14 protein-coding genes are annotated in these 11,402 nt (G+C 32.1%); all 14 read right to left on the bottom strand.

All coding sequences use genetic code 11. The features are described from left to right. Positions 1–86 precede the first annotated feature (86 nt). The 14 genes from RSD37_RS09365 to fliM all read right to left on the bottom strand — a co-directional run bounded on the left by RSD37_RS09365 (position 87) and on the right by fliM (position 11,386). Positions 87–899 carry a flagellin gene (locus tag RSD37_RS09365; protein WP_346946466.1) on the bottom strand — a complete coding sequence of 271 codons (813 nt, stop codon included), beginning with the start codon at positions 897–899 and terminating at the stop codon, positions 87–89. 148 nt (positions 900–1,047) lie between these two features. Continuing rightward, a complete protein-coding gene (locus RSD37_RS09360; RefSeq protein WP_346946465.1) occupies positions 1,048–1,860 on the bottom strand; it encodes a flagellin in 813 nt (270 codons plus the stop codon). Between the two features lie 176 nt (positions 1,861–2,036). Beyond that, on the bottom strand, positions 2,037–2,366 hold the full coding sequence (locus tag RSD37_RS09355; RefSeq protein WP_346946464.1) for a hypothetical protein: 330 nt from the start codon (positions 2,364–2,366) through the stop codon (positions 2,037–2,039). A 1-nt stretch (position 2,367) separates the two neighbouring features. Beyond that, positions 2,368–3,846: a flagellar filament capping protein FliD gene (gene fliD, locus RSD37_RS09350; protein ID WP_346946463.1), complete on the bottom strand. Its 1,479-nt coding sequence runs from the start codon at positions 3,844–3,846 to the stop codon at positions 2,368–2,370. 14 nt (positions 3,847–3,860) lie between these two features. Then, positions 3,861–4,250 carry a flagellar export chaperone FliS gene (gene fliS, locus RSD37_RS09345; RefSeq protein WP_346946462.1) on the bottom strand — a complete coding sequence of 130 codons (390 nt, stop codon included), beginning with the start codon at positions 4,248–4,250 and terminating at the stop codon, positions 3,861–3,863. 15 nt (positions 4,251–4,265) lie between these two features. Continuing rightward, positions 4,266–4,619: a flagellar protein FlaG gene (locus RSD37_RS09340; protein ID WP_346946461.1), complete on the bottom strand. Its 354-nt coding sequence runs from the start codon at positions 4,617–4,619 to the stop codon at positions 4,266–4,268. 130 nt (positions 4,620–4,749) lie between these two features. Continuing rightward, positions 4,750–4,971 (bottom strand): carbon storage regulator CsrA, encoded by a 222-nt coding sequence (gene csrA / locus RSD37_RS09335; protein ID WP_346946460.1) that lies wholly within the window; start codon positions 4,969–4,971, stop codon positions 4,750–4,752. Position 4,972: 1 nt separating this feature from the next. Continuing rightward, positions 4,973–5,401, bottom strand: coding sequence for a flagellar assembly protein FliW (gene fliW, locus RSD37_RS09330; RefSeq protein ID WP_346946459.1), 429 nt, complete (start codon positions 5,399–5,401; stop codon positions 4,973–4,975). A 334-nt stretch (positions 5,402–5,735) separates the two neighbouring features. Beyond that, positions 5,736–6,677 carry a flagellar hook-associated protein FlgL gene (gene flgL / locus RSD37_RS09325; RefSeq protein WP_346946458.1) on the bottom strand — a complete coding sequence of 314 codons (942 nt, stop codon included), beginning with the start codon at positions 6,675–6,677 and terminating at the stop codon, positions 5,736–5,738. 27 nt (positions 6,678–6,704) lie between these two features. After that, positions 6,705–8,378, bottom strand: coding sequence for a flagellar hook-associated protein FlgK (gene flgK / locus RSD37_RS09320; RefSeq protein ID WP_346946457.1), 1,674 nt, complete (start codon positions 8,376–8,378; stop codon positions 6,705–6,707). An 11-nt stretch (positions 8,379–8,389) separates the two neighbouring features. Beyond that, a complete protein-coding gene (locus tag RSD37_RS09315; protein WP_346946456.1) occupies positions 8,390–8,800 on the bottom strand; it encodes a flagellar protein FlgN in 411 nt (136 codons plus the stop codon). After that, positions 8,801–9,091 carry a flagellar biosynthesis anti-sigma factor FlgM gene (gene flgM / locus RSD37_RS09310; protein ID WP_346946455.1) on the bottom strand — a complete coding sequence of 97 codons (291 nt, stop codon included), beginning with the start codon at positions 9,089–9,091 and terminating at the stop codon, positions 8,801–8,803. A 128-nt stretch (positions 9,092–9,219) separates the two neighbouring features. Continuing rightward, the gene (gene fliY, locus RSD37_RS09305; protein WP_346946454.1) at positions 9,220–10,398 is read right to left on the bottom strand and encodes a flagellar motor switch phosphatase FliY; all 1,179 of its coding nucleotides are present in this window, start codon (positions 10,396–10,398) and stop codon (positions 9,220–9,222) included. Next, positions 10,391–11,386 carry a flagellar motor switch protein FliM gene (fliM, locus tag RSD37_RS09300; RefSeq protein ID WP_346946453.1) on the bottom strand — a complete coding sequence of 332 codons (996 nt, stop codon included), beginning with the start codon at positions 11,384–11,386 and terminating at the stop codon, positions 10,391–10,393. Before fliM ends, fliY begins: the two co-directional genes overlap by 8 nt. Positions 11,387–11,402 lie beyond the last annotated feature (16 nt).

Here is an 11,402-nt window from a genome sequence, read left to right as displayed (position 1 = left end):
GAAAAATCACTCTTTAAATTCTACTAAAATCATTTTACTTTATCAGTAAATATGACTCCAATATTAAATTTAATATTTAGTAGTTACTATCTTAATAATTGTAACACACCTTGTGGTTGTTGATTTGCTTGCGAAAGCATTGCTTGAGCAGCTTGAGATAATATATTAGTCTTAGAGAAAGTCATCATCTCTTTCGCCATATCTACATCTCTAATTCTTGATTCTGCTGCTTGTAAATTTTCTGATGAGTTATCAGTTGATCTTATAGCTGACTCTAATCTGTTTTGAACTGATCCTAAATCTGCTCTAAATGATGATACAGTTTGAATAGCCTTATCCACTGCAGTAATAGCCGTACTTGCATTAGCTGCAGTCGAAACAGTAATTCCTGCTGCAACTGATAAAGCCGTAGTATCCATTTTCTTCAAATCAATTGATATAGTTTGTGAAGCATTAGCTCCAACTTGGAATTTAATAGTTTGTGAAGCTTTTAATAAATCTTGTTTATTAAATTGAGTTTGAGAAGCTATTCTATTAATCTCACTTTGTAATTGTGTAAACTCCTTTTGAGTTTGAGCTCTATCTGCAGATGTATTAGTTCCATTTGAAGATTGAACTGCTAGTTCTCTCATTCTTTGAAGAATGTTATGAGTTTCATTAGTAGCTCCCTCTGCTGTTTGGATTAAAGATATACCATCCTGAGAGTTTCTTGAAGCTTGATCTAATCCTCTGATTTGCCCTCTCATTTTTTCAGATATGGAAAGTCCTGCTGCATCGTCTCCAGCTCTGTTTATTCTTAAACCTGAGCTTAACTTTTCAATAGCCTTACCATTGTTTGTGTTGTTTACTCCCATTTGTCTGTGAGCGTTCATTGCGTTCATATTGTGATTGATAATCATAATAAAATCCTCCTTGAATTTAACGGACATCCTTGTCCTAATATTTGTTCATTACATAATTTTCAACATTTAGACTCCTGATGGAAACTCCCCCTCCAAAGTCAGTTGAGTAATTTCGAATAACTAAATCAAAGATTTAGATTCTAACTTATCTTAATAATTGTAATACACCTTGTGGTTGTTGATTAGCTTGTGAAAGCATTGCTTGAGCAGCTTGAGATAATATATTAGTCTTTGAGAAAGTCATCATCTCTTTAGCCATATCTACATCTCTAATTCTTGATTCAGCAGCTTGTAAATTTTCTGATGAGTTATCAGTTGATCTTATAGCCGACTCTAATCTATTTTGAACTGATCCTAAATCCGCTCTAAATGATGATACAGTTTGAATTGCTGTATCTACTGCAGTAATCGCTGCACTTGCAAGTGTTGCAGTTGTAACTTTAACTGCAGTAGTTACTGCTAAAGCTGTAGTATCCATTTTCTTTAATGAAACTGCTATAGTTTGTGCAGCATTAGCTCCAACTTGGAAAGTAACAGTCTTATCTGATGCTAATAAACCTTGTTTATTAAATTGAGTTTGAGAAGCTATTCTATTAATTTCACTTTGTAATTGTGTAAACTCTTTTTGAGTTTGAGCTCTATCTGCAGATGTATTAGTTCCATTTGTAGATTGAACAGCTAGTTCTCTCATTCTTTGAAGAATGTTATGAGTTTCATTAGTAGCACCCTCTGCTGTTTGGATTAAAGATATACCATCTTGAGAGTTTCTTGAAGCTTGATCTAAACCTCTGATTTGTCCTCTCATTTTTTCAGATATAGAAAGTCCTGCTGCATCGTCTCCAGCTCTGTTTATTCTTAAACCTGAGCTTAACTTTTCAATAGCCTTACCATTGTTTGTGTTGTTTACTCCCATTTGTCTGTGAGCGTTCATTGCGTTCATATTGTGATTGATAATCATAATAAAATCCTCCTTGAATTTAACGGACATCCTTGTCCTAATATTTATTTAAGGCTTAAGCCTTATACTATATATTTCGCCTCATCTTAAAATAACTTTATAGTTTTTCTGAAAATATTTTCACCCACTATATAATACCTATTTATCTGTTCTAATTTGTGCCTTTAATAAGTGTTTTATATCTTTTTATTAAGCAAAGTATACATGCCAAAAGTTTTATTATACTGTCTTCCAGCTACTTTTTTTCTTTGAATTTCATTTAATTCATGTTTTACATTTTGCTTTTCTTTTTCTAAAGTAGCAAACAGCTTCTTATCTACTTCTAATACTCCAAGTTCTTCTATAATTTCTTTAAATTCTTCTTTACTAAACTGCATTTTTTTTAAAGAGTTTATAATATCTTCTCTATCACTAATCATCACTTCAATATCACTATCTGCACACACTTCTGTAATGATTTTAGTTGTAGTATTTTTATAGTCTTGAAGTAATTCATATAAAGTCATTTTAGCCTCCTAATTGTTGCATTAAATAGGCACTTTGATTATTTAAATTTGCCATCTGAGTTTCAAGTCTTGAATATTTTATATAAAGAGCACTTTCTTTTGCAGTAAATTGTTTTTCCATTTCTGCAATCTGTGCTTTTTTCTTGTCCATTATTTTAGTATATTCATTAGTTGTAGCTGTAACAGATCCTTCCATTCCCACCTTCTTAATCAGTGATGAATTCACTGTCACTGTTTGTTCATATAAAACATCTTTAAATCCATGTAATATACCACCATCTTTTGAACTATCACTACTAGGAGCTTTTATAAATAAATCTTTAACACCTTCAGCATTATTTTCAAGTACTTTAGTTAATTCACTCTCATCTATAGTTAACATTCCATTTTTATCTGAGTAGTTAGATATAGGCGTTATACCTATCTTTTTAAGTTCTCCCATTACCGGTGACATGATACTTCTCAGAGAATTAGTCAATCGCTCTAAATCTCTGTCCTTTCTTAATAAACCTTCCTTTGTCTTTTTTTCCCAAAGCTTAATTTCATCTTCGCTCATTTCTTTTCTTTGCTCTGGAGTTAATGGTGCGTATTTTTTATCTCTATTTTCTAATACCTTCGTATTTATTCCCTCTATTAGCTTGTTATAATCATTAATAAAACCTACAAGCTTATCTTTCAATGCCGTGACATCACTTTTCCCATTTAGCTTAACAGGATTTGCCCCGTCAGTTTTGCCATTAAAAGTAAATTCAATTCCATCTATGTTTACTGTATTATTATTTCCAACATGTACAAAAGTTTCACCTTTGCTATTAGTTATAGTAACATCCGCATTTGTTCCAATAGGTGATTTTTCAAATATCTTAGCACCTGAGGAATCCTTTAATACAACGTCAAAGGTAACACCTGTACCAAGACTTTTACTTTCTAACACTATACCTTTAGAAAACTCACTATATTTAGCTGTAACATCAGACCCCTTCGCTTTTAATGCTACATTTAACTCATCAACCAATTCCTTGGATGTTTTAGTTCCGCTTACATCAGCTTTTGCAGTACTTATTTCAAAAGTTTCTCTAACCCCTTTTACATCTACAGCTATTTCAATCTTACTAGCATTAGCTAAGTCAACATCTTTTAAAGTTGATGATGCTGCAGTTGCAATTGCTTTAACATCTACAGTAAAGTTTTCTGCAGTTGCACCTGCCATACCCTTAGCCGTTACTAAACTATCATCTGATGACGTAAACTTTATAGATTCCCAATTACTAGATAATAACAAACTATCTTTTTTTAAAACATCAAAATATTTATTATAAAACTCTTGGGAGTCCTTTAGAACATCTCTATATAATTGTTGCTTCATTGCATAAATATCACTGTCTTGTTGTACTTTATCCACCTTTACTCTATAAGGTTTCATCATATCCTTAACCATGGTATCTATATCCATTCCAGTTGCCAGTCCTGTAATTCTCATTTAACTTCCCCCCCTTATCTTTTTCCCTTAGAAATTTCATAAGCTTCATTCCAAGTATTTCTTATTTCTTCAATTATAGGCATTAGCTCATCCATAGCCTTTATATCTTTACTAATATTTATCTCCATCAATCTCATCTTAATGTATTCATAAACCTTAAATATCTGAACAGCCCACTCCCCTGCACCTTGGTCTAGTGAAATCATCAATTCTGTAAATATATCTTGTATCTTTATAAGGTTTTCGTGACTCTTTTTAATATCTTTATCTAAAATAGCTTGTCTTGCTATTTTAGAAAACTTTACAACTCCGTCTAAAAGCATCATTAGTAATTGTTCCTTTGAAGCATAGTTTACACTGTTATTTTTATAAGCATTGTAGGCATTAGCACCTGCATTATACATTCTATCTCCTCCAGTTTAGGCTTTTTTATCTACAAGTATTCCTACCATTTCGCACATTTTAGCCACCATATCAATAATTTTCTTTGATGGTACTTCTAGCAATACTTCCTTAGTATCTTTATTTATTATTTTTATCATTATTTGATTAAACTTATCATGAACTGAGTACTCTGTACATATATTTTCATCCTCTAGAACCTTATTAAGTTTATCTACTGCTTTTTCTACATCTTCCTTAGTGTAGTTTTCATGTTCACTACTGGATGACTTTTGGCTTACATTAATATTATCCCCTGATATTCTTTGAATCTCTCTTACTTGTCTTGTACCTTCCATGGCTGTCCCTATATTCACTCCATTAATTTCCATAATTTTCCCCCAATTAATGTTATTTTATTTATTTTGTTGCATTTCTTCTTCCCTGAATTATGCATCATCAATTTATAATTAGCTATATTTTAATAGGTAGTTGAAGTTAGTATCAATATTATCTTTACTTCTATTTTTTACTTTTTAAAGCAGCTAATAGATTCATATCTATACTCGCTGCTACTTTATTTTCTTCTCCAACCTCTTTATAAAGTTCACTCCTTAAAATCTTTACTTCCTTAGGTGCACTTATAGCTACCTTTACAGAACCATCGTCCAGTTTAGCTATAGTTATCTCTATATCATCACCAATTCTAATACTTTGACCTTGCTTTCTTGTTACAACTAGCATACTATCGCTCCTTTATTAGGGGATGTTTAATGCTATAGTTTTCCCTATCCAAAATCATTTGATACCCAAGGTTATTTTTAAGATTTATTATTATAGGAGCCTTTAAATTTGTAGTTATCTTTTTCACATCACTATGAAGAGTTACTGTATTTAAAATTAATACATCCTCTTCCTTATCTATTTTAAGATCTTTTATTACTCCCTCTGTTAATTCCACTTGATAATCCTGTTTAAAGTCAAAGGGCATCACTGTTACGAATCCAATCTTGTCATCTTCTATAGATTTCAATAGCTTAAAGGGACTATCTTTCTCTATATCTGTCAATTGAAATTCTTTAAACTCTTCAAAACCCGGAATTCCATGAGTAAAGGTAATTGTATTTGAATCGTCTTTACTTCTGTCAGCATTTAATTCTTTATCTAGTGTCATGTTCTCAGCCCACCTTAATTATCAGATTTTTTTGTCCGATATCTACCAAATTTAATTTTCTCTCTAAAACTAATTTTCACTTAATATTGGATTTGTTTTAACTGATAGTTGAAGGTGGCATCAATATTATCCCAGCGTAATACCATTTGCAGGGCTCCTTAATTTACTTAAGCTATGTGATGGTTAAAATCGTTTAAAAATACAACCTGTTTGAGCCCATGCGAGTTGTTGTATTTTAGATTTTATCCTGAACAGAGCTTGTAGTAAATAAGGGTTCTGAAACGGTTTAGCGAGAATAATAAAATGCCTTACACAACGTAAGTTAAAACATACCCTATCTTAAAAAGTCTAATATTGTTGGTTGAAGAACCTTTGCACTAGTTTGAAGCGCCGCCGTGTATACCGTTTGTGCAACCGCCATCTCCATACTTTTTTCTACGAAGTCAATGTCCTCATTTGAAGATAAAATTTCTGTCATGTCTTCATTTTGTGCTACATTTAGCTTTTGTGCGCTTTCCATTCTATTTTGTATAGCACCAACTTTTGAACTCAAACTCAACATATTATTAATAATCTTATCAATTTGTCCTAAATTTTCTCCTACAACTTTGGTTTTATCTCCAGTGCTACTTAAATTTTTGATAATATCATCAAAAATCTTCGTAACATCTATTTCATTAGTTGAATCATTTGGATCTTTAAACTTTAATATTTCTACTGCATTAACATTGTAATCTACCGTTACTCCTGCAGAAATTTCTGCCTTTAGGGATTGATCTATTACTATTTCTTTCTGTGGATCAATAGCAATTGAGTTTTTTCCATCAACGGTCTCTACTTTTACCGGTTTCGAAGCTCCATCTTTTCCTCCAAATATATACTTCCCATCAAAGCTTGTGTTTAAAATCTGTCCAAACTCTGCTACTTTTTCATTTATCTCATCTTTAATGGCTGTAAGCTCATTAGTACCATAGGCAGCATTACCAGCTGATACCATAAGTTCTCTTATCCTTTGAAGACAATTTGTAGTTTGACTTAAAGCTGTATCCGTTGTATCCATCCAATTCGTAGTATCTTTTATATTAGTATTGTATTGCTTATTAGCATTTATTTCAGAATACATCTGCATAGAACGAGACACTCTAAAAGGATCATCTGAAGGTTTGGAAAATACCTTACCCGTATTTAATTGCCTTTGTATTTTATTCATGCTATTTAGGTTTGTGTTCATATCTCCTAAAAAACTAGTTACCATTACTCCATGAGTTATTCTCATTTTTATCACCTCTATATTAAACTTTTGCTATCTAACTAGTCCGATTACTACATCCAAAAGCTGATCTACTGTAGATATCACCTTTGCATTTGCTTGGAATGCATGTTGGAATTGCACTAAGTTTATTGCTTCTTCATCAAGAGACACTCCTGAAGTTGAAAGTCTTCTTTCTAAAAGTCCCTTTAGTAGGGTACTCTGATTTTTAACTATTCTACTTGCTTCTTGAGCCTGTACCCCTAACTTATTTATAGTATTCTTAAAAAAACTTTCAACTTTTGTTCCTGAAGCTATCGGTTTAAACGTTGGAATTTTCCCAATATCTGTTATTCCAAAGTGTTCAGTTACAAAATTATCATAGGTTGCTCCACCTTGTACACTATCGATATTTAATCCATAATCTCTAAGTGCTGCAATGGCTAGTGCTCTATCACCATCTGTAGATCCTGAACTATCACTTGATCCAGTTTGTATCAACATAACATTGTCTAGGATATTTTTATTCATAGTTATGTTTCCTGCAGTAATTCCATCAAAATTAAGAGGTGTTCCATCGGAGTTTACAAAGAATGCTACTTGTTTTGCGGAATCTATACCTTGTGTATGTACCCCATTAACTGCAAATGCTATAGTTTTTGCTAACGTATTTAATTGCTCTATATAATCATCTGCATCCTTAGAAACTGATTGAAGTCCACCTAACTCTCCTGAAGGTGGATTGAAAATCAGACCTGATTCAATAGTTCCATCAGCATTTAAATCAATACTTCCATCTTCCTTTGTAACAATAACTCTACCTTCATTTAAAGCTTTATACTGATCTGCTGTTAGCTTTATAGTTTCAGTCACCTTATTTTTTTCTGAGGTAGTATCTCCATTTTTATAATATTGAACTTCATAAATACCACTTCCTGGTACTGTTTCAGTTATCTTGTTAACATACCCTAATTTATTTATCTTCTCTGATTCTTTATTTCTAATAAAATTAATTAAATCATTTCCCTCTGGCTTACAGACCATACCATTTAAATTTTGATTCTTTGTATCTATCCCAAACTTTTCACTTAGCTGATCTAAAAGAGCATCTCTACTATCTAATAAGTCATTAGGATTATTTCCTGCTATTGTAACAGTTATAATCTCTTTATTAATAGAATTTAATTGATCTAATGTAGTATTTATCTCGAATAGACTACTCTGAATCTCATTTACTGCATTATCTTTAGTATCATTTAGTTTCTTATAAGTATGATTAATTTCATCCACAAGAGCCTTTGCTTTCTGAGCAACTACTGTTCTCGCATCTGATTTCTCCGGATTTTTTGAAAGAGTCTGCCATGCATCAAAGAACTCTGACATGAGTTCTGATATCCCTGTATCTGAAGGTTCATTAAAAATCCCCTCAATTTGAGAAAGATATTCTTGTCTTACACCATAAGTCCCAAGGTGTGATCCTTCTTTTCTTATTTGATAATCTAAAAATTGGTTTCTTGTTCTTTCTATGGAGGTCACAGACACCCCTGTACCAATCTGCCCTGCTCCCCCTACCACAGTCTGTGGTCTTGCAGTCTGAAGTACAAGATGCTGTCTTGAAAATCCTGGTGTATTAGCATTTGATATATTGTGACTTGTTACATTAATAAATTGCTGTTGAGCAAACATACCATTTTTTGACGTATTTAATGTTGCAAATAATCCTGACACTTATGTCCTCCTTATCTTCCTACTTTGCCATAAGCATTATAGGTTGGTGTTTCTTTCTTGGGTCCTATCATAGCTAACATTGAATTTGTATAGCTAAGACTTTGTTTTATTAAAAGTTCATTACTTTCCTTTTGTATTATTAATTCATTTAAGCTACTAGTCACCTTAAGATAAACCTCATCAATTTCTTCTTCTCCAAGAGTTTCTAGTATAACCTTCATTGAGTTTTGTCCTATAAGGCCTCTTCTCTTGCCTTCACTTCTAGCTAGATTCCTACTACATTCATCTATATCTTTAGTTATTTTTTCAAGCTGAAATACATCCTGATTAACTAACAAACTATGTTGTACCTCTAAAATATTTACGAGAGCATTAATAGCCGTTACTTCTTCCTCCAATATACTTCTGAGCTGATTTTTCATTTATTGTCCACCTTTCATTGAGTTTACCATAGCCTTTGCTAAAACCTTTGAATCTACAGTATATGTCCCCTTTGAAATTTCATTTCTTATTTTCTCAACCACTTTATTACTTACTCCTATACTTTCATCCTCTATGGATAGCTTATTTAAACTTTTACCTAATGAGGAAAGCTCACATGTATCTTTAATATTTTCTTTCGCTAATTTACAATTATCTTTATTTGATATATTTTCATTAGTTTTATAGTTCTTTACATATAGAGCGTGAATATTTCCGTTATTTATTTTCATAATTTCACTCCCAACTAATTCTCTCTATTTCTATAGTCGACTACATTCAATTAAAGTTTATAGTATTTCTTATTTAAACTTGCATAAGTAAGTTAATTTTTTATTAACTACACAAAGAAAAAAAGTCTTTACTTAGAAAGACTTTTTACTCTATCTTCTCCACTGGCTATTTCAGTGATTTTTACTCCGAAGTTTTCATCTACTACGACTACTTCTCCGTAAGCAATTCTTTTTCCATTAATATAAATGTCCACTGGCTCTTCTGCCAATTTATTTAGTTCTATTAGTGATCCTCTTGAAAGTGCTAATATATCTCTTATATTTTTCTTAGTTCTTCCAAGTTCCACTGACAGTTCTAGAGGTACATCTAGTATTAAATCTATGTTCTTAGGCATATTTGCTGTTCTAACTTCTTCAAGTTGTTTAAATGATGCCTGTTTTACATTTACAGGTTCTTGGTGATAATGATTTGAGCTTTGCATTCCATAATTATTAGAATTTTGTTCCTGCATCTCTCTGCTACTATATCCATTATCTATCATTGCCTCTTTAGGAGCTACTGAAATTGTCTCACTAGATTCTACATATGCTGGCTCCACTGGCAATGAAGTATTTACTGCTTTTACTGCTTCTACCGCTTCAGTTCCCATCATAATACTTACTATTTTTCTAGCTGTAGCAAATGGTAATATTTGAACAATATTACTATCTACTAAATCTCCTATGGTCATCCTAAATGATATATTAACAATTTCTTCATCATTATCTATGTCCACAGATATGGATTCTGTATTTTCATCACAGATTGAAGAAATCGGTGGTGATATATTAACTTCTCTGCTAAACATAGTAGCCATAGATGTAGCAGAGGAACCTATCATTTGATTCATTGCCTCTTGAACTGCGCTTATTTCAAGCTCTGAAAGCACTTCTGGTGGAGTTATAATTCCATCTCCACCCATCATAAGATTTGCTATAACTGCTGCATCTGAGATATTAATTATAAATAAATTACCACCAGATATTCCACTTGTAAACTGTACATCTAGTACTACATTTGGTGTTATAAAACTATCTTTTAATTCATTTAGTGTAGTACTACTTATAGTTGGAGTTGTAATATTTACAGGTTTTCCAACCACTGCGGAAAGTGCTGTAGCAGCTGTACCCATAGATATATTCCCAATCTCTCCAAGTAAGTCCTTATCTAATTCAGATAATTTTTCACTGGTTTCATTATCTGATGAGCTGTTATCACCATTTAGTAGTGCATCTATTTCTTCTTGTGAAAGAAATGAATTATCCATCGTTCTCCACTCCTTTATCCATATATTCAATTATTTGAACTGCTTTATTTTTCCCCTTAAGACCTGGCTTAGCCGTAAACATAAGTTCCTCTTCCACATAAATATCAATTGTGCTATCACAACTTCTATCTAGCGCAATGATATCTCCTTCAAATAAATTCAAGAAGTCATTTACGGAAATTTTTGTTTCTCCAAGGACAGCCTTCATACCCACATCTACATTTCTTATAGTTTTATTTATATTCTTTTTGGCATCTTCACCTTGTTTCTCATCCGATGCACTAAACCAATTCTTAATTACTAATTTATCTAAAACCTTTTCTATGCTTATATATGGAATACATATATTTATAAATATATTAGTGTTAAACATCTCTACACTAAAAGTTATTAATGCCACTGGTTCATTTGGAGCCAGGATTTGATTTAATGCAGGATTGGTCTCCATAGTATCCATAACAGGCTCTACAACCATAACATCTTCCCAAGCTAGTTTAAGCTTAGCAATTAACTCTTGGTTAATGTGTTTTATAAGATTCTTTTCTATATCTGTAAGTTCTTTAAGTTTAGCACTATTACCACCATGACCACCTGCTAAAACATCATAAATTCTAAGTACAAACTCTTCATTAGTCTCTAATATTATTTGTCCCTCTAGAGGTGACATCCTAAATAAGCTAAGAACTGTAGTATTAGGAATAGAGTGTATAAACTCCTCATAGGTAATCTGTTCTACACTTTCTATTCTAACCTTCACATTACTTCTAACTTGCGCCGTTAAGTAGTTTGATATTATTCTAGCATAATTGTCATGAATAACTTCTATCGCTCTAATTACATCCTTGGAGAACTTTTGTGGTCTCTTAAAGTCATAATTTTTTATTTTTACATTTTCTTCATCTTTGGCAATGTCATCGGCCTCTAAATCACCAGAAGACAAGGCAGATAAAAGAGCATCTATTTCACTTTGTGATAAGGTTTCTGCCATACTCAACCTCATTTCT

This window comes from Clostridium sp., assembly GCF_036646415.1.
GTDB lineage: Bacteria > Bacillota > Clostridia > Clostridiales > Clostridiaceae > Clostridium_J.
Note: the sequence above shows the minus strand (reverse complement) of the source record. Positions and strands in the feature narration are given on the sequence as shown.